General features: G+C 68.0%; 23 protein-coding genes. 13 read left to right on the top strand and 10 right to left on the bottom strand.

The features are described 5' to 3' along the window. Nucleotides 1-7 precede the first annotated feature (7 nt). Nucleotides 8-403 (top strand): VOC family protein, encoded by a 396-nt coding sequence (locus ABT313_RS43890; protein ID WP_350866902.1) that lies wholly within the window; start codon nucleotides 8-10, stop codon nucleotides 401-403. A gap of 24 nt (nucleotides 404-427) precedes the next feature. Beyond that, nucleotides 428-1213: an arylamine N-acetyltransferase family protein gene (locus ABT313_RS43885; protein WP_350866900.1), complete on the top strand. Its 786-nt coding sequence runs from the start codon at nucleotides 428-430 to the stop codon at nucleotides 1211-1213. Here ABT313_RS43885 and ABT313_RS43880 read toward each other — a convergent pair. After that, entirely contained in the window at nucleotides 1210-1821 is a 612-nt protein-coding gene (locus ABT313_RS43880) for a flavin reductase family protein (RefSeq protein WP_350866898.1), read from the bottom strand. The two genes, ABT313_RS43885 and ABT313_RS43880, sit on opposite strands and share 4 nt — an antisense overlap. Before the next feature lie 67 nt (nucleotides 1822-1888). On the opposite strand from ABT313_RS43880, the gene ABT313_RS43875 reads away from it, so the two are divergent. Together ABT313_RS43875 and ABT313_RS43870 are read left to right on the top strand one after the other, a co-directional pair. Further along, complete coding sequence (locus ABT313_RS43875; protein WP_350866896.1) at nucleotides 1889-2566, top strand: ArsR/SmtB family transcription factor; 678 nt, start codon at nucleotides 1889-1891, stop codon at nucleotides 2564-2566. Between the two features lie 63 nt (nucleotides 2567-2629). Then, entirely contained in the window at nucleotides 2630-2866 is a 237-nt protein-coding gene (locus ABT313_RS43870) for a hypothetical protein (RefSeq protein ID WP_350866894.1), read from the top strand. A gap of 350 nt (nucleotides 2867-3216) precedes the next feature. Here ABT313_RS43870 and ABT313_RS43865 read toward each other — a convergent pair whose 3' ends face one another. The 4 genes from ABT313_RS43865 to ABT313_RS43850 form a co-directional block, all read right to left on the bottom strand. After that, a complete protein-coding gene (locus ABT313_RS43865) occupies nucleotides 3217-3879 on the bottom strand; it encodes an anti-sigma factor family protein (RefSeq protein WP_350866892.1) in 663 nt (220 codons plus the stop codon). Then, nucleotides 3876-4385, bottom strand: coding sequence for a sigma-70 family RNA polymerase sigma factor (locus ABT313_RS43860; protein WP_350866890.1), 510 nt, complete (start codon nucleotides 4383-4385; stop codon nucleotides 3876-3878). Before ABT313_RS43860 ends, ABT313_RS43865 begins: the two co-directional genes overlap by 4 nt. Before the next feature lie 98 nt (nucleotides 4386-4483). After that, nucleotides 4484-5314 (bottom strand): hypothetical protein, encoded by an 831-nt coding sequence (locus ABT313_RS43855; RefSeq protein WP_350866888.1) that lies wholly within the window; start codon nucleotides 5312-5314, stop codon nucleotides 4484-4486. 63 nt (nucleotides 5315-5377) lie between these two features. Next, nucleotides 5378-5797, bottom strand: coding sequence for a MarR family winged helix-turn-helix transcriptional regulator (locus ABT313_RS43850; RefSeq protein ID WP_350866887.1), 420 nt, complete (start codon nucleotides 5795-5797; stop codon nucleotides 5378-5380). Between the two features lie 52 nt (nucleotides 5798-5849). Here ABT313_RS43850 and ABT313_RS43845 point away from each other — a divergent pair, with 52 nt between their 5' ends. Then, nucleotides 5850-6443 carry a TIGR03086 family metal-binding protein gene (locus tag ABT313_RS43845; RefSeq protein WP_350866885.1) on the top strand — a complete coding sequence of 198 codons (594 nt, stop codon included), beginning with the start codon at nucleotides 5850-5852 and terminating at the stop codon, nucleotides 6441-6443. 4 nt (nucleotides 6444-6447) lie between these two features. Here ABT313_RS43845 and ABT313_RS43840 read toward each other — a convergent pair whose 3' ends face one another. Beyond that, nucleotides 6448-6888, bottom strand: a complete 441-nt coding sequence (locus ABT313_RS43840; protein WP_350866883.1) for a VOC family protein — start codon at nucleotides 6886-6888, stop codon at nucleotides 6448-6450. 140 nt (nucleotides 6889-7028) lie between these two features. On the opposite strand from ABT313_RS43840, the gene ABT313_RS43835 reads away from it, so the two are divergent. Both ABT313_RS43835 and ABT313_RS43830 read left to right on the top strand, forming a co-directional pair. After that, nucleotides 7029-7781: a GNAT family N-acetyltransferase gene (locus ABT313_RS43835; RefSeq protein ID WP_350866881.1), complete on the top strand. Its 753-nt coding sequence runs from the start codon at nucleotides 7029-7031 to the stop codon at nucleotides 7779-7781. Next, nucleotides 7781-8221 (top strand): TetR family transcriptional regulator C-terminal domain-containing protein, encoded by a 441-nt coding sequence (locus ABT313_RS43830; protein ID WP_350866880.1) that lies wholly within the window; start codon nucleotides 7781-7783, stop codon nucleotides 8219-8221. The genes ABT313_RS43835 and ABT313_RS43830 overlap by 1 nt, the downstream gene beginning before the upstream one ends. Before the next feature lie 2 nt (nucleotides 8222-8223). On the opposite strand, the gene ABT313_RS43825 is transcribed toward ABT313_RS43830, so the two are convergent. After that, nucleotides 8224-8859, bottom strand: a complete 636-nt coding sequence (locus ABT313_RS43825; protein ID WP_350866878.1) for a TetR/AcrR family transcriptional regulator — start codon at nucleotides 8857-8859, stop codon at nucleotides 8224-8226. 112 nt (nucleotides 8860-8971) lie between these two features. Between ABT313_RS43825 and ABT313_RS43820 the strand changes: the two genes are divergently transcribed. From ABT313_RS43820 to ABT313_RS43810, 3 genes are all read left to right on the top strand, one after another. After that, nucleotides 8972-9307: a GNAT family N-acetyltransferase gene (locus ABT313_RS43820; protein ID WP_350866876.1), complete on the top strand. Its 336-nt coding sequence runs from the start codon at nucleotides 8972-8974 to the stop codon at nucleotides 9305-9307. Nucleotides 9308-9385: 78 nt separating this feature from the next. Beyond that, on the top strand, nucleotides 9386-10303 hold the full coding sequence (locus tag ABT313_RS43815) for an NADP-dependent oxidoreductase (RefSeq protein WP_350866874.1): 918 nt from the start codon (nucleotides 9386-9388) through the stop codon (nucleotides 10301-10303). A 2-nt stretch (nucleotides 10304-10305) separates the two neighbouring features. After that, nucleotides 10306-10629, top strand: coding sequence for a DUF427 domain-containing protein (locus ABT313_RS43810; RefSeq protein ID WP_350867026.1), 324 nt, complete (start codon nucleotides 10306-10308; stop codon nucleotides 10627-10629). Here ABT313_RS43810 and ABT313_RS43805 read toward each other — a convergent pair. The 3 genes from ABT313_RS43805 to ABT313_RS43795 all read right to left on the bottom strand — a co-directional run bounded on the left by ABT313_RS43805 (nucleotide 10601) and on the right by ABT313_RS43795 (nucleotide 16165). Next, nucleotides 10601-10792, bottom strand: a complete 192-nt coding sequence (locus ABT313_RS43805; protein ID WP_350866873.1) for a hypothetical protein — start codon at nucleotides 10790-10792, stop codon at nucleotides 10601-10603. The two genes, ABT313_RS43810 and ABT313_RS43805, sit on opposite strands and share 29 nt — an antisense overlap. A gap of 120 nt (nucleotides 10793-10912) precedes the next feature. Continuing rightward, entirely contained in the window at nucleotides 10913-14887 is a 3975-nt protein-coding gene (locus ABT313_RS43800) for an ExeM/NucH family extracellular endonuclease (RefSeq protein WP_350866871.1), read from the bottom strand. Nucleotides 14888-15499: 612 nt separating this feature from the next. Next, complete coding sequence (locus ABT313_RS43795; RefSeq protein ID WP_350866869.1) at nucleotides 15500-16165, bottom strand: TetR/AcrR family transcriptional regulator; 666 nt, start codon at nucleotides 16163-16165, stop codon at nucleotides 15500-15502. 67 nt (nucleotides 16166-16232) lie between these two features. Here ABT313_RS43795 and ABT313_RS43790 point away from each other — a divergent pair, with 67 nt between their 5' ends. The 3 genes from ABT313_RS43790 to ABT313_RS43780 all read left to right on the top strand — a co-directional run bounded on the left by ABT313_RS43790 (nucleotide 16233) and on the right by ABT313_RS43780 (nucleotide 19281). Next, nucleotides 16233-16679 carry a VOC family protein gene (locus ABT313_RS43790; protein WP_350866867.1) on the top strand — a complete coding sequence of 149 codons (447 nt, stop codon included), beginning with the start codon at nucleotides 16233-16235 and terminating at the stop codon, nucleotides 16677-16679. Further along, complete coding sequence (locus ABT313_RS43785; protein ID WP_350866865.1) at nucleotides 16676-17686, top strand: aldo/keto reductase; 1011 nt, start codon at nucleotides 16676-16678, stop codon at nucleotides 17684-17686. Before ABT313_RS43790 ends, ABT313_RS43785 begins: the two co-directional genes overlap by 4 nt. A gap of 89 nt (nucleotides 17687-17775) precedes the next feature. Further along, nucleotides 17776-19281, top strand: coding sequence for an MFS transporter (locus ABT313_RS43780; RefSeq protein ID WP_350866863.1), 1506 nt, complete (start codon nucleotides 17776-17778; stop codon nucleotides 19279-19281). The last annotated feature ends 2 nt before the right edge of the window (nucleotides 19282-19283 follow it).

Raw genomic sequence — 19283 nt, 5'->3', positions numbered from 1 at the left:
TGATTGCATGACGGTCAAGGAACTGCGGTTGGTGGTCACGGCGGACGACTACGACGAGGCGGTCGCGTTCTATCGGGATGTGCTCGGGCTGCCGGAGCGGGCGTCGTACTCGTCGGACGACGGGCGGGTGACGATCCTCGATGTCGAGCGGGCCACGCTGGAGATCGCCGATCCCGGACAGGCGGACTTCATCGATGCGGTCGAGGTCGGGCGCCGGGTTGCGGGAAAGTACCGGGTCGCGTTCGAGGTGGAGGACTCCGCGGCGACGACGCAGAAGCTCGCCGACGCCGGCGCGACGGTGATCGCCGAGCCGACCCGGACGCCGTGGAACTCGCTCAACGCGCGGCTCGAAACGCCTGGCGGCATTCAGCTCACGCTCTTCACCGAACTTGACCTTAAGTAGACTTGAAGTGTTGGGCTAGGGGCCATGTGGAACATCGAGAGCCTTGACCTGGACGCCTACCTCGCGCGGATCGGGCACGCGCGGGTGGCGCCGTCGGCGGATGCGTTACGGAGCCTGCATCGGGCGCATGTGCTGGCGATCCCGTTCGAGAACATCGACGTGATCCTCGGGACACATCCCGGGATCGGACTCGATGCGATCCAGGCGAAACTGGTCGGTCGGCAGCGTGGTGGGTACTGCTACGAGCACGCGTTGCTGTTCGGTGCGGCGCTCGAGCAGCTCGGGTTCGACGTCGTACGGCGGGTCGGCCGAGTGCAACCGCACAAAGCCGGCCCGCGTACGCACGCCCTGCTCAAGGTCGGGGTTGATGGGTCGTGGTTCCTCGCCGACGTCGGGTTCGGGGCTGGTCAGCTGTATCCGACTCCGTTGAAGGACGGGGTCGTCGTCGACCAGGCCGGGTGGGACCATCGGCTGACGCTCGACGGTGATGTGTGGACGCTGTCGAAGAAGACCGCCGACGGGTGGGAGCCGCAGCACGCATCCAACGACGAGCCGGTGCGACCGATCGACTACGAGGTCTACCACCACTACGTCTCCACCCACCCGAAGTCCCCGTTCACCGGGCGCCCGGTGGTGATGCGAGTGGCGGACGGCGTCGTACGACGCCTGGTCGGCGACACCCTCACCACGGAGCACGCCGACGGCCGCACGACGCAACGCACCGTGCCACCGCAGGACCTCCCCGACGTCCTCACATCCCTCGACGTCCACCTGAACAACGAAGAGACCGACCGCCTCCGGCTGGTCTAGCCGGCCTTCTTAGGCGTTTCCGTTCGGAAGGATTCGCCGAGTTCTTCGGCCAGGCCGAAGTAGTGGCGGAAGTTGTAGATGAGCGGGGACCAGGCCGCCGGATCCACATGGGAGGTCCCCGGCACCACCACCGCCTCCTCCGCGTGGACGCGCAGAACTTCTGCCTGGGCGATGAGGAAGTTGCCCTTGGCATCTAGCTCGGCGTGGGTGACGGTTGCCTCGAACTGGATCGGGCATTCCGCCGCGCGGGGCGGGGCGACGAGCTCTGCCGCGACCGGAGTCAGCCCGGCAGCGGCGAACTTCTCGCGTTCGAAGCGGAAGCGCGCCTGCTTGTGTTCGGGCACCGGATTGCGGCCGGTCAGCCCGGCGATTCGCTCGACGGCCTCCCACTGCGCAGGCGACGGGAAGTTGATCACCACGTCCGGGCGGGAGCGCAGGTTGATCGCGGTCTGACCGGTCATGCCGATCCCCAGCACCACGACGTCCCCGAGCGCCCACGCGGACGACATCGGCGCGAGGTTCACGGTCCCGTCCTCGTTCACCGTGCTGAGCAGGGCAACGGGCGTTCCGACGTACAGGATGGAAGGTTCGATGGTCAGATGGGTCATGTGAATCGACGGTAGGCACCGGACGATTCGGCGGCCGCCTAACTGTTGCCGAGGCATGATGGACGGTATGAGTGCCGAAGGTGAGGAGCTGGCCGGTTGGGCGCGGATGCTTGCCGACGGGACGCGGGCGACGGTCTGCCTGGCCTTGCTCGACGGGCGGGCCTGGACGGCGACCGAGCTGGCGAAGCTGGCCAAGGTGTCGCGGCCGACGATCAGCGAGCATCTCAACCTGCTGGTCGGCGGCGGTCTGCTGACCGAGGTACGGCAGGGGCGGCACCGGTACGTGAAGCTCGCCGGACCGGACACGGCCGAGTTGCTCGAGGGACTCGCGGCGCTGGCGCCACGACGTACCGAGGTTGCCAACAGCCTGTCGGCGGTCAGCAAGCGGGACGCGTTCGCGCGAGCTAGGACGTGCTACGACCACCTGGCCGGCAAACTCGGCGTCGCCCTGGCCGATGCGATGACCGAGCGCGGCCTGATCGACTGGTCGGACGGGATCGCGCTGACGCCGGAAGGCGAAGCCTGGTTGGAGAATCTCGGCGTCGAGGTCGAGGTACGACGCGGGCGCCCGGCGTTGAGATCCTGCCTGGACGTGACCGAACGCCGGCCGCATCTGGCCGGCGCGGTGGGCGCGGCGTTGTGTTCACACGCGTTGCAGCAGGGTTGGGTTCGTCACATCCCGGGCGGGCGTGCGCTGAAGGTGAACGGCGCCGTACAAGCGTTTGGACTGTCGTCCGGAGTCTGAGAAGTGTATGAGGGAACACGCTTTCAGGAAGCGCTCAGCGTCGATAGCACTTAGCCTTCGGCCATGACTGAGTTCGAGCCCGGCACCGAGCTGGTGTCCCGTCTCCCTCTGCCCAGCCATGTGGTCGTGCGTGTTGACGACCAGTGGCATCGCGGCTGGCTGATCGGCCGCGACCATGAGGAGTCGGGATGGACCGCCCTGGTGCAGTACGAGGGCGACGACGGTAACGAGCGGACGGAACGCCTGCCGGCGGACCGGATCGCGTTGCCGGAGTCGGAAGGCACGCAGACAGTGTCCTAGGGAGGGAACACACACGTTGGCCCCCGGGTGAGCATCACCGGGGGCCAACGTGTGCATAACGCCGCCGTGGCGCCTCAGACGAACGAGAGGATCCCGCCCCAGGCCCTTCGGGCGGTTGACCTGGGACGGGAACCTCAGTGGCGTTACACAGGGTGTATCGCCGATAACGGGGTGAGTGTTACAGGTTCCGCGGAACTTTCTTCCAACCAGGTCACACCGGGCGCGGCCATGCCGCGACCCCGGTGCACGTCCCTGAACACCGGGGTCTGGATCGGCAGCCTCTCGAGCGACAACCGTTCGTGACCTTCAGGTGCCCCGACAGCGCGTGATCATTCGTGTCCGGAACCGACTCAGAAGTGCACGGCCAGCAGAATCCGGCCGGTTTCCGAGCTGCGGATGTCCAGCGCCTTGATCTCACCGCGCTGCAGCTTGGTCGTGGCGGCCGGTTTCACCGTCGTACCGGGCGACGACGTCCAGCTCGCGATCAGCGACGCCTTGCCGGTCGCGTCGGTGACGTACAGCTCGTACCCGCGGGCGCGTTCGCTCGGCGTCGCGAGTTCGTCGTACCGGCAGCTGATCTCGATCGTCGTACCCCAGCGCTCCGGCACGAGCCGGGCGTCCGCGGACAGCTTGCTGCTCACGGTCTGCGCGAGTACGACGTAGTCGCCCTGCGGCTCGTCGTTGGTCAGCGGGATCGCGACGACTGCACCGATCGCGGCGGCCGCGACCCCGACACCGGCGATCAACGCGCCGAGCCGGATGCGTTGCTTGCGCCGATCGCGCTGGACGTTGCGGACCAGACCCGGCAACAAGTTCGGCGGCTCGGCCGTGACTGTGGCCAGCGCCCGCTCGGCCGGAAGAGCCGCGAGTACGCCGGGGACGCCGGCCAGCGATGCCACCTCCGCCGAGCACTCGGCACAGGTCCGCAGGTGTTCCTCGTACGCGCGGCGGTCCTTCGCCGACAACGCCCCGAGCAGGTACGCCGAGTCCCACTCCCGGTACGGGTCGCTCACTGACTGGTCACCCCCTTCTCCTGCAGCGCGAGCTTGAGCGCGCGCAGCCCGTAGTGCAGCCGCGACTTCACCGTGCCCGACGGGATGTCCAGCTCTTCGGCGATGTCGGTGACCGTACGGCGGCCGTAGTACGCGCGGACGATGACCTGCCGATGCTCTTCGGACAACTGTGCCAGCGATTCCGCCACCAGCCATGCGTCGAGTACTGCGTTGGCGTGGTCGGCGCTCGGCTTCTCCGGAAGGTCGTCGCTGGCAACCTCGCGGCTGACCCGCGCGCTGCGCCGGTCGTCGATGACGAGGTTGCGCGCCACCGTGAACAGCCAGGCCCGGGCCCCCGCCTCGTCCTCGGCCAGGATGTTCGGCCGGCGCCACGCCCGGAGCAGAGTCTCCTGGACGACGTCCTCGGCCAGCCGGTCGTCCCCGGTCAGCCGGACGACGAACCGCCACAGCGCGGGAGCATGCACGTCGTGCAGCTCACGCAGCAGCGCCGCCCGGTCGTCGGCCATCGGCGCTCCTGCTCTGTCGGACATCACTCACTCGCCACCATTCTGCACAACCTGGCCAGGCCCGCACCTGGTTGGAACGATTGCGCGGGCCATCCGGTTCAACCGTGGGTGATTTGAAGATCACGCTTCGGATCGGTTGTCTTCGCGGTCGCGAACTGGTACCCGCGGGCGGCGAGGGTGAGGCCGACGCCCCAGACGACGTACGCCGGCACCGCCACCCAGAAGAACGCCTCCGGCAACCCGACATCGTCGTACGCCGGTCTGCCCTGGACGACGTTGACGATCATCTGGAGCAGACCGACCCCGAAGTACGCCGTCATGCCGACGCCGAGTGCGTATCCGGGTGTCAGCAGCATCCAGCGCGGGAAGCGGCGGCCGAGCGGATGGACCAGCAGGAACGGGAGGAGCGTGCCGACGAGCAGGAAGCCGCCTTCGAAGAGGACCAGCGAGAGGTTGCCGCCGTACGGCGTTGTGCCGAAGCCGACTGCTGCCTGCGCCGCGAGTCTCGTCAGGCAGCCTGTTGTCGCGAGGCAGGCGCCTGTGGTCGCGATCCAGGGCGGCAGCGGTTTCCGGCTTGTTTGATGGGCTCTCGCCGTGAGCGCCAGTAGTGCGGCGCCCAGGATTGCTCCGAGGCGGCAGAGCATGCCGAGTGGGTCGAACGGGATGCCGAGGCCCGGCAGGACGGCAGCGACGACGTCGAGCAGGATGAAGGCCGCCGCGGCAACCCAGCCGGCGGCCAGGACCCAGAACAAGCGCCCTGGACGGATGGTGACAGCAACCAGGGCTGTGACGACGCAGCCGGCGACGGCGACCCAATGCGGGATGAGCAGATCGTTGCCGGGCAGCTTCCAGGTCGGTGCGTGGCCGGTCGCGAACCAGACCCGCAGACCGCCGTACGCCACCGCCCACGCGACCACCGCTCGTCTCATGCAGCCAGTCTGTTGAGCCACGGCCGCTCGCGGATCACCCGGGCGAGGGAACCGCCTCCATCGTCAGCGTGAGGCGTGAAGTTGCTGCAGGATGCGGATGAAGGCCTTGCGGTCGGGAACCAGGAGGGTGTCGAGCACCTGTGTCTCCTTGGCCTGGATACCCCGGCGGACGGCCCGGCGGACGCGGCGGCCCTCGGCGGTGATGGACAGCAGGCGGACTCGGCGGTCGTCGGGGTCCGGAGTGCGCTCGATCAGGCCGGCCTTCTGCAGCTCGTCGAGTGTGCCGATGATGCGGGACTTGTCCGCACCGATCGCCTCGGCCAGGGCGGCCTGGGTACGGACCGGAGTGTCGTCGAGAGCTGTGAGGACCGAATAGCCCCACATGGAGACGTCGTGTGCGGCGAGCACCGGCAGCTCGAGCGCGATCAGTTCCCGCACCAGCGGGTACAGCATCGCAGCCAGATCGGGGCGCTCGGTTGCCATAGCTGAAAAGGTAGCACTGGCGCAATCATATGCGCGGGCTTACGATATGCGCATGCCTATCGTTGACTACGTCGCATTAGATGCCGAAGCCGTCCGGACCAGCATCGAGCTGGTTGCCACCGTCACCGACGCCGATCTGTCCAAGCCGACCCCGTGCCGCGCCTGGACGCTGTACGGTCTGCTCGCCCATATGGCCACCCAGCACTACGGTTTCGCCGCCGCCTCCCGGGGCGAGTCCGAGCCGTCGACCTGGAAGCTCCGCGACCTCGGCGACGACCCGGTCAAGGCGTACGTCGAGTCCGCTGAACACGTGCTCGACGCGTTCGCCCAGCCCGGCGTCCCCGAGCGCACGTTCCCGCTGGCCGAGTTCGGACCGGACGCAGCGTTTCCGGGAGCGCAGGCCGTCAGCTTCCACTTCATCGACTACATCGTCCACAGCTGGGACGTCGCAAAATCCATCGGCAAGACGGTGACATTCGAGCCCGCGACGCTGGAAGCCGCGGCCACAGTCGCGCAGATCGTCCCCACCGGCGACGTCCGTCGCGCCCCCGGCACGCCGTTCGCCGCCGACATCCCCTGGACCGGCGACAACACCCTGGACCGCATCGTCGCCTACCTCGGCCGTAACCCCAGCTGGCCGAATTGAGCGGTCAGTTGATGTCGAACTCGTTGCCTTCCGGGTCCTTCATCCCGACCGCGTAGTGGTCGAGCCCTTCCTCGAACGCCCCGGTGATGGTCGCACCCAGCTCCGCCAGCCTGGCCACCTCGGCATCAACACGCTGAATCCGCGCCTCGATGGGGTCCGACCACTCACCGCTGGCGTGGATGTCGAGGTGCCACCGGTTCTTGACCACTTTCCCCTCCGGCACGACGTGGAACCAGATATCCGGCCCCTTTCCGTCCGGGTCGCTGATCCGATCCGCCCCGTCACCGAGCTCCTCCTCCGGCACTCCCAACCGCCGATAGAAGTCGTTCCAGGTAGCGAAACCGGCCGGCGCCGGCGCAAACTCGTACCGCAACGCCCGGGCCCAGAACCTCGCCATCAGATCGGCGTCGGCACAGTCGACCACCAACTGAAACTCCGCACCCATCACTCCTCCTCCGCACCGGCGACTCGTCAGATCCAGCCTCCCTGAGCCCACCGACAACCCGCGTTGGTGTCCTCGCGAGCCGCGCGATACATTGGACCATATGGTCCATACGTGGACACGAGCGGCACGAGGACGTAGTGATGAGTGATCAGGTTGTTCGGCCCGATGGAACGGGTTTCTCTCTCGCCGACGGCGAGCTGACGGTGTCCGGCGGGGATGGCGGGGGCGGCGCGGGGATCAGCGTCAGCGTCACCGCGCGGCTGCTGAACGGATTCGACGTGACGCTGGCGAGCCGGAGTACGACAGATCCCGGCGACACCCTGCCGGAGGGCGGGTCCGGCGTACCAGGGCGCACGGTTTTGCCGTTGGAGACGCGTCCGCTGACGCTCAACTCGCTTCCGAGCAGCGTGCGAGTGGAGGTACACGCAGACCCCACCGAGGGCGACTGGCGTCTGGTCCTTCACTTCCGCAATCAGGCCGGCTCAGGCCTCACCTGGCAGGCCGAGCTTCCCGCTGAGGCGTTCGGCGCAGGCTGGGAAGCGCCTTTGGCGGACCTCCTGACCATCGACCGGGCCGCCGACGACGCGCCGCCGCAGGAGCCATCGATCACCGTGGTTCACCACGCGGACGACGAGTACTACGAGCTCCTCGTCGACGGCCGGCAGGCGGGGCTCCTCGTGTACCACGTGATCGGCTCGAAGCTGTCGATCACGCACACAGTGATCGAGCCGACATACCGCGGACGGGGACTCTCGTGGGCGCTCGTCGGCGGTGCGCTCGACGACATCCGCACGAAGTACTCGAAGGTGATGAACTACTGCCCGGTCGTCACCCGGTTCGTCGAGAAGAACCCGTCGTACGGCGATCTCCTCGCGCAGCCGCGGCGGGTGTGATGACCGCGATCCACGGTGTGATCGAGGCCCAGTCGCAGCTGGTGCTCACCAGGGAGGAGGGCCTGCTGGCAAGTGTGACGACTCTCGGCGGGTTGCGGCGCTGGCGCGACGCGCTCGTCCAGGCGAACACGCGGCCGGACGGCTCGTACGGATGCGCGCTCGGCGCGCTGTGCGCGCAGCTACCCGACGACGACGAGCGATCCCGCACAGCACTGGCAGCCGCGTTCGAGAGGTGGCATCAGCTGCTGATCGAGACGCTCGAACGCCTGCGCGATCTCGGCGTACTCACCGTCGACGCCGACCCGCACAAGCTCGGAACCGGGCTACTGGCCGCTCTTCAAGGCGGATACATGCTCGCTCAGAACGCGCACGACCCGCAGCCCATGGCCGACGCGTTGGACATGGCCCTGGACCGCATCGACACCTTCGCCAGCCGCTGAGTTCACGTGGTGAGGAACGACCGGATGTGGTCGAGCGCCATGTCGAGCGCGGTCTCCATCGGCGTGATGTCGTGCTGGGTCTCGGCGAGAAGATAGCCGCCCTGCAACGCCGCCATCAGGCCCACGGCGAGCCTCTCGGGGTCCGCTGCGCTACTCAGCGAGCCGGCGTCCTGCATCCGCCGAAGGCCGGCAGCGATCAAGCCGGTCCACTCCGCGAATGCCTCTGCCAGCGTCTGGCGGGCCTCGTCGTCCTGATCCGACAGCTCGCTTGCCATCGAGCCGAGCGCGCACCCGTACGCGCCGTTCTGGAGCGCGTTACGTTGGACCAAAGCGTCCCGCCAGCGCTGCAGGCCGCGGAACGACCGCAGCCGCTCCAGGTATCCCTGCTCGCGCTCGAGGACCTGGCCGGCGCGGCGCGAGACGACCGCCCGGACCAATTCGTCCTTGTCGGCGAAGTGCTGGTAGAGCTGCGACTTGCTCGTGCTGCTCGCCGCCCGGACATCGTCGAGCGTCGTGGCATTCACGCCTTTCACGTACATCAGGTCCGCCGCCGCGTCGACGATTCGCGCCCGGGTCGCCAGGCCGCGCGCCGTCAACTGGCGAGGCGGAGCTACGGTCGCGCTTCCCGGTCGAGTCACGATCCCACGGTACCTTTTCGGACCGCGCCGGTCTCTCCGAATGGCGCAGCGTCAGCTTGTGTTGGACTATATAGTCCATTACGGACCATCGACGCAGGGAAGGCACGGCACGTTGAACACAGCGCTGCAGATCAGGAACAACACCACCGACGGCGCCTTCGAGGCCGTCCTCGACGACGAGGTCGTCGGCCGGGTCGGATACCGGCTCCGCCAGGACCGCGTCGTACTGACGCACACCGAGGTCGACGAGGCCCACCGCGGCGAGGGCATTGCGAACCAGCTGGTCCAGACCGCGCTCGACGACATCGTTGCCACCGGACGGCGGCTGACGAACTTCTGCCCGTTCATCGCCGACTACATCGCCGACCACCCGTCGTACAAGACCATCGTCGACCCCGACCATCCGGGCGGCGCGGCGGTCCCGGAGCGGGCTCCCCGCGAGAACTGATCCGGCCGGCTGTTTGTCGCCACAGCCATCCAGTACTACTGTGGACGAATTGGTCCAATAACTACCCGGAGGTGCGTGATGAGGGCGATCGTTGTGACGGATGAGGCCGCGGGGACAGCCGGGATGACGCTGACCGAGCGTCCGGAGCCGCCGGCGGCGATCAACGACGTCGTCGTCGAGATTCACGCGTCGGGCTACGTACCGACCGAGGCGACGTGGCCGTCGACCTGGACCGATCGCGCCGACCGCGACCGCAGGCCGTCGATCGTCGGGCACGAGCTGGCCGGCGTCGTCCACTCCCTCGGTTACGGTACGACGGGTCTGTCCGTCGGGCAGCGGGTCTTCGGCCTCGCGGACTGGCATCGCGACGGCACGATGGCGGAGTACGTCGCGATCGAGGCCCGCAACCTCGCCCCGCTACCGGGCGACGTCGACTTCACGGTCGGAGCGAGCCTGCCGATCTCGGGGCTGACGGCGTGGCAGGGGCTGTTCCAGCACGGCCGGCTCGAGTCGGGTCAGAGCGTGCTCGTCCACGGCGCGGCCGGCGCGGTCGGGTCGATCGTGACGCAGCTCGCGCGCGAGTTCGGCGCGTACGTGATCGGCACCGGGCGCGCCGCGGACCGCAACGCCGCGCTGGACTTCGGCGTACAGGAGTTTGTTGACCTCGGCAACGACTCGCTCGCGGACGTCGGCGGGGTCGACCTGGTGTTCGACGTCATCGGCGGCGACATCCAGAAGCAGTCCGCGGCGCTGGTCCGCCCCGGCGGAACCTTGGTGACCGTCGTCGGGCCACCCGAGTCGCGGCCCGATGACGGTCTGGCGATCGACTTCGTGGTCGAGGCCGACCGCGCCCAGCTGATCGAGATCGTCCAGCGCGTGCGCGACGGACGCCTGAAGACGAACATCGGCACCGTCGCCACCCTCGACGACGCCGTCGCCGCCTTCAACCCGACCGAACGAACCAGGGGCAAGACGATCATCCGGGTCCGCCCGTGAGCATGGACATCAAGGCAACCGCGGACGGAACTCTGCTGGCAGAGGCCCCTGCCAACGAGGTCGTCGTCATCGAGGGCAACCACTACTTCCCCCAGGCCGCACTCACCATCGGCGTACTCCGCCCCTCCACCAAGCCCTACGTCTGCCCCTGGAAGGGCCACGCCGAGTACTTCGACGTCACAACCCCAGGCCGCACCCTCTCCGACGCGGCCTGGACCTACCCCGCCCCGAAGCACTCCGCCATCGAACGCGTAGGCGGCGACTTCACCGGCTACATAGCCTTCGACCCCGTCCAGGTCAGCGTGGCAATTCAAGGAGAGCGATGAGGAACAGGATGAAGGCTGACCACGTCGTCACCAGCTGAATCCAGTTGATGGTGAAGTAGCGCTGCCTGTCCGCCTTCCAGCTGGCAGGCAGCGCGTCGGGGTCCCACGCCAGGATCACCTTGTACTGCGGGGTTTTCCAGACGTTCGAGACGACGAAACTCACGGCCGCCCATCTCGGCCTGCACCGGGCGCAAGATCAAACACAACCCGCCTAGGAACCCCGCCGCGAGCCCCGCGAAGAACGAGGCCGCGGCCAACACCCACTGCACTGCCATCTCGGCCCCTACGTCAGCTTGATCGGGATCGTCACCACCTGGTTCGGGGCTCCGGGGTAGGTGATCGTGATGCTGATGGTCACCGTGCCCAGGTTGCGTTTGGCGGTCTTCCACGGCAGCAGGAACGTGCTGTCGAGCGGGTTGTAGACCGGGACGGTTCGCGGGAACGACTGCGCGCCGGCGGCCGACACCGTGATTCTTCCGCTGACCAGCAGCTGCAGCGCGGTCAGGAGCGGGATCGGCCGCCCGGCCGCGTCGACGAGCTGGAACCGGATCGGGACGATCGTGCCGGCCTTCACGCTGCCACCGGAGGTCGGCGACAGCACGCGTACGCCGTACTGCACGAGCTGGCTGAGGGACCCGCTGCTCGCCAGGTAGGAATCTGTACCGGAGAAGCTCGCGGTGACCGCGTGCGCGCCGAGCCCAAGCGTGCTGGTCGGGGCGCTGGTCGCGACCCCGTTCACGACCGCGACCGGGGATCCGAGCGCGACACCGTCCACCTTGAACTGCACCGTGCCACCCGTCGGCGCCCCGGAAACCGTTGCTGTGAACCGGATCGCCGCGCCGATCGTGGCCGGGTTGGCCGACGACGTGACGGTCGTCGTGGTCGCGGCCGCTGCCACGGTGATGGTGGCGGCGAGGTCGGCCGACGTACCGAATTCATTGGTGGCCCGGACGCTGAACGCGAACGTGCCGGCCTGCGTCGGCGTACCGCTGATCTGACCGTCCGAAGCCAGGGCCAGGCCGGGTGGCAGCGAACCGGACGCCAGGCTCACGGCGCCGGTGGCGGTGAACGCGAAGGAGTACGGCGAGCCGACCGTGCCCGCAGGCGGGGTGCCGCTGATCGTCGCGGGCGTACCGAGGTTCAGCCCGACGAGAACCGGGTCGTGATCGCTGGTGCGGAAGCGATCCGGAGCGTAGAGCGACTGGACTTGACCTGCCGTCTTGAAGTCCGTGTTGTAGTCCAGCACCGACGGCTCGTCGGCGTTGTGGTGCGCGTCGCCGGCACCGGTCACCTGGCCGACGAGCGACGGTGACGCGAGCGCGTAGTCGAGGTAGCCCCATTGCCCGTCGAACGCGTAGGAATACGCCTCCTGGCCCTGGAACGCCTTGACCTCGTTGACATAGCCGGCCGCCTCGAGCGCGGCGATCGGGTCCTCACCGGCGTACGAGTTGAGGTCGCCGACGATCAGTACGTCGGGGTCGCCCGCACCGGGCACGACCGTGCTGCCGATCCAGGACGCCAGTTCCTGGGCCTGCAGTGTGCGGTGCGCATTCCAGCAGCTCTGCCCGTCACCCTGGTCGGTGTCCGGACCCGAGGTGGGGCAGGAACCCTTGGACTTGAAGTGGTTGGCGACGACCGTGAACCTCGAACCGTTCGAGGTCTGGAAGGTCTGCGCCACGGGATTCCGCTCGAACAACGGATTGTTGTCGACGAACGTGGCACCGGCGACGGGTTGCACTGCTGCCGTCCGGTACAGCAGCCCGGCCTTGATCGCGTCGCTGCCGGCCACATCGACGACTCCGGTCGCCGCGTCCGGGTTGACGAACGCCCACTGGCCCGGGCCGTCAGCGGCGTTGAGCGCGTCGACCAGCGCCTGTACTGCGCTGTCCGTCCCGTAGCCGTCGTTCTCCATCTCCATGTAACCGACGACCTCGGCGCCGAGGAAACGGATCGACGCGACCTCCTTGGCCAACTGCCGCTGGTACTCGGTGTTGTCCTGGGCGCCCCGGCAGTCGGTCGTCCCACCCTGCGTGCCGAGGTGGCAGCCGGTGAACGTGTTGAAGAAGTTCAGCAGGTTCGCGCTGGCCACCTGGATCCCACCGGAGACCGCGGGCGGCGCCGTTGGCCGCTCGTTCACGGCGTTGAACACCGCCGTACCGGACAGGGAGCCGATCGGGCGCAGCCGGTAGGCGTTGCCGCTGGCAGCGTTGCCGGCCCAGGTGTAGGTCAGCACGCCGACCGGGTCGGTGACCGTGTCCCCACCGCGCAACGTGTTGGCTGCCGACAGCGGCTGCCCACCCCGTCCGAAGACGATGGGATCGGGGTTCTGCGCCTGGGTGGCGTCATCGATGATCAACTGGTTGAGGTTGTTGGCGTTCTGCGCGGCCTGCACGGCGGCCTGGTCGGTGGCGCGGATGTCGGCAGTCGGCTGACGCAGCCGCCCACCGGACGACACCACGACCTGACCGAACCGGCCGAGCTGGAAGTGCTCGGTGACGGTCAGCGTCTGGTGGAAGCGCACCAGCATGCCTTCGTACGGCTCGAGATCGGTTGCGCTTGCCCTGGGCAGCGTCACATCGGTCGGCGTCACGGTGCCGCTCGTCCCGCACTCTTCGACGCCGGTCGCCGCAGCAGTGACCTGTGTCTGGCCCTGGAACTCCGAAACCGGACCGGTCACCTGCACGGTGTCCCCGTTGGCCACCAGGTTGGAGCCGTTGTCGAAGACGAAGATCCCGTCCGAGGTGGACGCGTTGTTGTCACCGGCGTCCTGGAGGTAGAAGCCCCGCAGTGCTGGTGAGGCACCTTCGTAGTCGGCGACCACGGTGCCGCGGATCGTCACGGTCGCCCCTGCGACCGGGCTGATATCCGTCGTGCCCTGCACCGACCCGATAGTCACCGCACTAGCCGAGCAGGCCGCACCTACCGTCACCGTTGCGGTTCTGCTGTCCACCTGTCCACCCGGTCCGCTGACGCGCACCCAGTACTGCGTGGTCGTGGCGAGTGCCGGGGTGGTGAACGACGCGCCGGTCCCTACCGGGTTGGCGGTGTCCGGCGCGACGCCCTGGAACCACTGGTACGAAAGAGGTCCTGTCCCGGAGGCGGCGACAGTCAGGGTCGCCGTACCGCCGGTGGTCACCGTCGTGTCCTGCGGCTGGGTTGTGATCGCCGGTGCCGTCGTACCCGAGCCGGCGGGCGCGAACGCTACTCCACGCAACGCGGTGTTCGTGGCCGCCGTGACCAGCGTCGTCGCGGTGGCACTGATCGTCGCGGTGTAGGCAGCCGTGTCGTCCACCTTGACCAGCGCGTTGGTGGTGGTCGTCGCGAACAGGGTCACGCCAGTAGAAGTCCGTGAGCCAGTGAGGCCGCGCACTCCGCTGCCGGCCGGCCGGAACGAGCCTTCCGCGGTCCAGGCGGTGCCATCGAAGGAGAACTTGAGGACTCCGCCTCCTGGACTGGCCGAGTCGTCGGCGACGTACAGCGTGTCCACTCCGGGCACACCTGGGTCCCTGTCGAGCGCGACGAACCCGTACGGGCTCGGTGCAGCCGTGGTAATCGTCGGGGTCTGGCCGCCGGTCACCGGCAATCCGCTGCCGACCGCGTACACCCCTGTGGTTCCGCTGCCCGTGGATACCAGCAGTTGGCCGCCGGCGATCCCGGCCACGCGCAGGTTAACCGGAGCGGCACTGTTGATCTGGGTCGTAGCTCCCGAACTACCCAGCGGGGCCAGCCGCACCCCGCCGTTCGACCCGACCACCCAGAAGCGACTGCCGTCGTCACTCACCGCCCCGCGCACATTGGCGCCGCTGAAGGTGTCGGTGATCGCGGTCGTGGTGTCCACCGCGCCATCGCCTGCCACCCTCCCCACGACCCGGCTGACTGTGGTCGTCGGCGTGCCCACCACACTCGCCGTACCCGGATCGGCGTCATAACCGCCCAACGTGAGGTACTTCCCGTCGGCCGACAGCGCCAGCGCGCCCTCAGAAGTCGCCGACCCGCTCATCGTGAGCCGATGGTTGGCACCACTCGATCCGGTCGGCATCGGAATCGTCTGCACCAGCGTGCCCGCCGGCGTGTACTCGTCCAAGAACACCGGAGCAGCCGCGCTGGACAACGCACCGCTCCCGTCCCCGACCCGAGTTACGACGATGTTCCCCGCAGCGAACCCCGCAGCCTGGGCACTCGGCACCACCCCCAGCAGCGAAGCCACCAACGAACCAACAGTCGCACCAACCAGCAACCGACCGAGACGTCGAGTCATCTCTCCCCACCCCCGGACCTATCCTCAGGTCCCAAGCCCCGTTACGCCAGAACCTGACCAAGAAGACTCGAACCGTCTACGAGCGATACACGCCGCCGCAGCACGATGTTGGCTTGGCGTGTGCGGGTGTTTGGTTTGGAGGTCACAGTTGGGTGCCGACGGGTGGCGGAGTGGGGCGGATGGCGGCGTACGGGGGCTGTAATGATGGCGTGAGTTGGCCAGCGCCTCCGGACCCACGGGTGTTTCATGGCTTCTCCGATGCGCCCGCTCACACGATCCTCATCACGGTTGGCTGGTGTGTATCCGGCGTCTTCGGACTGCTCGGATTCTTTGGCGTGATGATGCTGGGGGTTCCGTCTGATCCCTGCGTTCCGGACGCGGTCGACTGTGGGCCCGAACCCACAACCCTTTGCCGCAGGCGGCGCGGTGCTCCTGGTGCTGGCTGTGGCCTCGGCCGGCTGGTCAGTGTTCTGGCAGCTTCGAGACAAGCGATACCGCTTCCAACCTCCGCCGAACTGGCCACCCGCTCCACCAGGATGGCGACCGCTCCCGGGCTGGAGCCCGCCGCCCGACCTCCCCAAGGCCCCTGACGGCTGGAACTTCTGGCGCTAGCTAGTCGGGCTTTCGCGGGGGTGGGAGCTCCTGCGGCGGATCGCCGTACAGGATCGAGGTCCAGGCGGTGGTGAGGATGTCGATGAGAACTTTCTCGTCGTCGAACGGCGGGACGCCGGCTGCGGCGAGGTAGTAGAGGCGTTCGCCCATCCAGGTCAGGGATGCGGCGACGGCGCGCGTACGCGAGGCGCCGAGTCGCGGGCCTGCATGAGGGTCGGATTCGATGCGTGCGGTGGCGGCCTCGGTGAACAGGTTCATCTGCTCGAGCCATAGCTCGCGGAGCTGTTCGTCGGATCCCCAACTCTCGACGATCGCCATCAGAACGCCGGCGTTGTCGCGCCAGAGCCGGGCGCCATCGGTCACACCGGCCCGAAGCGCAGATACCGGATCTTGCTCCCGGTCGGTCCAGGGGCGAGCGGCCTGCTGTCCCTGCGCCACCGCCTCGCGCACCAGGTCGGCGAGCACCGCCTGTTTGCTCGGGAAGTAGAAGTAGAAGCTGGCCCGGGACACGCTGGCGGCGTCGAGGATGTCGGCCACGCTGAGGCTGTCGAAGCGCGACTCCCGCAGCAGCTCGCGCGTCGCGGACAAGATCCGCTCCTGCAGCTCCGCCGAGGCCGGAGCTGCAGCGGATCGACGGGCAGAGCGCACGGTGCGTCCGGAAGCCATGCCACCCATCATAGTGTCCGGACACTATGTATGGACGCTTTGACCATACACATTGTATGGTCAAAGCGTGACTCAGTTAGCGATTCATTTGGTCGTCAATGACCCGGACCAGGCCGCCTCCTGGTACGCCGACGCCTTGGGCGCACAAGAGACGAGCCGCCTCACCCTCCCCGACGGCCGGACGCTGACCGTGGAACTCGTCCTCGGCAACACCGTCCTCGCAGTGGCGGGAGAAATGCCCGACCGGGGCCAGCGCACGCCGGGAGCGCTCGGCGGTACGCCGGCCGCACTGCACGTACAGGTCCCCGACGTCGACTCCGCGTGGGCCCGTGCGCTGCAGGCGGGAGCCACAGTCGTCGAGCCGGTCCACGACGCCTTCTGGGGAGACCGAACCGGCCAGTTCCTGGACCCGTCCGGGCACCGCTGGGCGTTGGATCAACACATCGAGGACGTGTCGCCGGCGGAGATCGCGGCCCGCGCCGCCGAACTGTTCAGTGGATCGGCGAGCTCATGAGATATCGCACCTTCGGTACCAGCGGGCTCCGGGTCTCCGAACTGATCCTGGGCGCGATGACATTCGGAGAACAGGGCGGCGTTGGTGCACCGATCACGGAGTGCAGACGGATGCTGGATCTGTACGCCGAAGCCGGCGGCAACATGGTCGACACCGCCATCAACTACCGCGACGGAGCCAGCGAGGAGTTCCTCGGCGAACTGCTGTCCGGCCGTCGTGAGTCGTTCGTGCTCGGAACGAAGTACACGGTCTCCCGCGATCGCACCGATCCCAATGCCGCCGGCAACCATCGCAAGAACCTCCGTGCCTCGCTGGAAACCAGCCTGCGCCGGCTGCGCACCGATTACCTAGACGTGTACTGGGTGCACATGTGGGACCAGCACACGCCGCTCGAGGAGACCATGCGAGCGCTCGACGACGCAGTACAGGCCGGGAAGGTCCTGTACGTCGGAATCTCCGATGCACCGGCCTGGGTCGTGGCCCGCGCCAATACCTTGGCCGAGTGGCGCGGCTGGAGCCCGTTCGTCGGGCTGCAGGTCCCGTACAGCCTGCTCCAGCGCGACATCGAACGAGAGCTCCTGCCGATGGCCGAGTCGCTCGGGCTTGGCATCACCGCGTGGAGTCCGCTCGCAGGCGGCGTACTGTCCGGCAAATACACCCTCTCGACCCCGGCCTCCGGGGGCCGGCTGGCCGCAGAATCCCCGTCAACCAAGGACCACGCCGTCGCCCGAGTCGTCCAAGAGGTCGCCAACGAACTCGACACAACGCCTTCCCAGGTAGCGATCTCGTGGACGATGAGCCGCTCCCAATCAATCCACCCCATCATCGGAGCCCGCACCACCGACCAACTCCGCGACAACCTCACCGCCGCCGACCTCGTTCTCCCACCCGAGGCCATCGCCCGACTGAACGAGACCTCCGCAGCACCCCTCGGATTCCCGAACGACTTCATCACCCAGACCTCCTCCTGGGTCTTCGGCGCCGCTCTGGTCGACTCAGTTCGGTAGCCACGACTCGTCCGCAGGAGGTGAGGCTGGCGGGCGGTGGCCGCCCTACCGTTGCCTCGATCGGCCTGGTCGGGAACGGGAGGAAGCGCATGGGCGACGCCGCACGAGTCAGTAGGCGGGCCGGCGGGGTACTCGCGGCGACGTGCATCTCGACGCTTGTGGTCAACGCGAACACGTCGGCGGTCAGCATTCTTCTTCCCGCCATCTCGGAGGACACCGGCACTTCGGTCCAGACGCTGCAGTGGGCGGTCACCGGCTATTCGCTGGTAGGTGCCGCCGTGATCGTCACCTCGGGCTCGTTGGGTGACGTCTTCGGCCGCAGGCGGATCTTCCAGTTGGGCCTGCTGCTGTTCGTGGCGTCGTGCGTGATGATCGCGCTCGCCGGGTCCGGCGGGATGGTGATCGCAGGACGCGTCATCCAGGGCGCTGCCGGGGCGACCATTCTCGCGTGCGGCCTGAGCCTGCTCACGGTAGCCAACGAAGGCGCTGCGCAACTGCGGGCGGTGTCGCTGTGGGGCGCCGCGGCGGCCGTCGGCGCGGCCGCCGGTCCGTTGGCCGGCGGCGTACTCGTCGAGGTCAGCGGGTGGCAGGGGTTGTTCTGGATCGATGCCGGTGTGGCAGTTCTCTGCATGGTGCTGACCGCGGCGACGGTGAGCGAGTCGAGGGACCACGATCGACCGAGGACCATCGACTACGCGGGCACCGTGCTGATCGCGCTGACGCTGACACCGCTGATCCTCGGCGTCACCAAGAGCAGCGACTGGGGATGGTTGTCCTGGGCAACAATGGGCTGCTTCGCGATCTCGATCGCCGCCGGATACGCGTTCGTCGCAGTCGAGGGACGGGTCGCCGTACCGATGCTGGACCTGTCACTGCTGCGCAACCGCGTCCTGGTGGGCTCGACGATTGCGATTCTGATCGGTGCGGGCACGATCAACGGGCTGATGTACCTGCTCAGCCTGTACTTCCAGGATCCCGCCGCCCTGGACTTCAGCCCGCTCCAGGCCGGGCTGGCGACGCTGCCGGCAACGGTCGGTCTCGTCGCCGTGGCGCCGTTCGTACCACGACTGGCGGCGAAGTTCGGCGGCCGGCAGACGATCGGCGCCGGGTTCGCCCTCACCACGCTCGGATTCGTGATCGTGGGTTTCGTCGGCGCTTCGTGGAGGTACTCCGCGTTCCTGCTGCCGCTGATCGCCATCGCAGTGGGCATGGGAATGTCCAACGGTCCCGCCTCGGCGGCGGCAACGGCATCGGTGCCGGAGAAAGAGGTAGGCGGAGCCTCCGGTGTTTCCAACATGGCCCGGTACGTCGGAGCCGCGGTGGCGACCGCGCTGGCCGCCACCATCTACAGCACGGTGATCGGCAACCAGACCGCCGACGGCAAGCCGCACGGTGATGCGCTGGCCTCGGGCCTGGCCGCGGCCGCCTGGATGATGGCGATCTTCAGTTTCCTCGGCGTACTGATGGCGTTCGTGATCGGACGGCACCGCGCGGCGACCGGAACGTTGTACGACGCCGCCGCAGCAGCGGCCGCCCACACCCACACCCTGCCGACCTCGGCATCAGCTGGACGCCTCAACCCAGAGCAGACCTGAAG

This window comes from Kribbella sp. NPDC000426 (genome assembly GCF_040300265.1).
Taxonomy (GTDB): domain Bacteria; phylum Actinomycetota; class Actinomycetes; order Propionibacteriales; family Kribbellaceae; genus Kribbella.
Note: the sequence above shows the minus strand (reverse complement) of the source record. Positions and strands in the feature narration are given on the sequence as shown.

Coding starts and splice junctions, on each gene's coding strand:
- ABT313_RS43890 (WP_350866902.1), top strand. CDS start 8: ATGACGGTCAAGGAACTGCGGTTGGTGGTCACGGCGGACGACTACGAC.
- ABT313_RS43885 (WP_350866900.1), top strand. CDS start 428: ATGTGGAACATCGAGAGCCTTGACCTGGACGCCTACCTCGCGCGGATC.
- ABT313_RS43880 (WP_350866898.1), bottom strand. CDS start 1,821: ATGACCCATCTGACCATCGAACCTTCCATCCTGTACGTCGGAACGCCC.
- ABT313_RS43875 (WP_350866896.1), top strand. CDS start 1,889: ATGAGTGCCGAAGGTGAGGAGCTGGCCGGTTGGGCGCGGATGCTTGCC.
- ABT313_RS43870 (WP_350866894.1), top strand. CDS start 2,630: ATGACTGAGTTCGAGCCCGGCACCGAGCTGGTGTCCCGTCTCCCTCTG.
- ABT313_RS43860 (WP_350866890.1), bottom strand. CDS start 4,385: ATGGCCGACGACCGGGCGGCGCTGCTGCGTGAGCTGCACGACGTGCAT.
- ABT313_RS43855 (WP_350866888.1), bottom strand. CDS start 5,314: ATGAGACGAGCGGTGGTCGCGTGGGCGGTGGCGTACGGCGGTCTGCGG.
- ABT313_RS43850 (WP_350866887.1), bottom strand. CDS start 5,797: ATGGCAACCGAGCGCCCCGATCTGGCTGCGATGCTGTACCCGCTGGTG.
- ABT313_RS43845 (WP_350866885.1), top strand. CDS start 5,850: ATGCCTATCGTTGACTACGTCGCATTAGATGCCGAAGCCGTCCGGACC.
- ABT313_RS43840 (WP_350866883.1), bottom strand. CDS start 6,888: ATGGGTGCGGAGTTTCAGTTGGTGGTCGACTGTGCCGACGCCGATCTG.
- ABT313_RS43835 (WP_350866881.1), top strand. CDS start 7,029: ATGAGTGATCAGGTTGTTCGGCCCGATGGAACGGGTTTCTCTCTCGCC.
- ABT313_RS43830 (WP_350866880.1), top strand. CDS start 7,781: ATGACCGCGATCCACGGTGTGATCGAGGCCCAGTCGCAGCTGGTGCTC.
- ABT313_RS43815 (WP_350866874.1), top strand. CDS start 9,386: ATGAGGGCGATCGTTGTGACGGATGAGGCCGCGGGGACAGCCGGGATG.
- ABT313_RS43810 (WP_350867026.1), top strand. CDS start 10,306: ATGGACATCAAGGCAACCGCGGACGGAACTCTGCTGGCAGAGGCCCCT.
- ABT313_RS43800 (WP_350866871.1), bottom strand. CDS start 14,887: ATGACTCGACGTCTCGGTCGGTTGCTGGTTGGTGCGACTGTTGGTTCG.
- ABT313_RS43795 (WP_350866869.1), bottom strand. CDS start 16,165: ATGGCTTCCGGACGCACCGTGCGCTCTGCCCGTCGATCCGCTGCAGCT.
- ABT313_RS43785 (WP_350866865.1), top strand. CDS start 16,676: ATGAGATATCGCACCTTCGGTACCAGCGGGCTCCGGGTCTCCGAACTG.
- ABT313_RS43780 (WP_350866863.1), top strand. CDS start 17,776: ATGGGCGACGCCGCACGAGTCAGTAGGCGGGCCGGCGGGGTACTCGCG.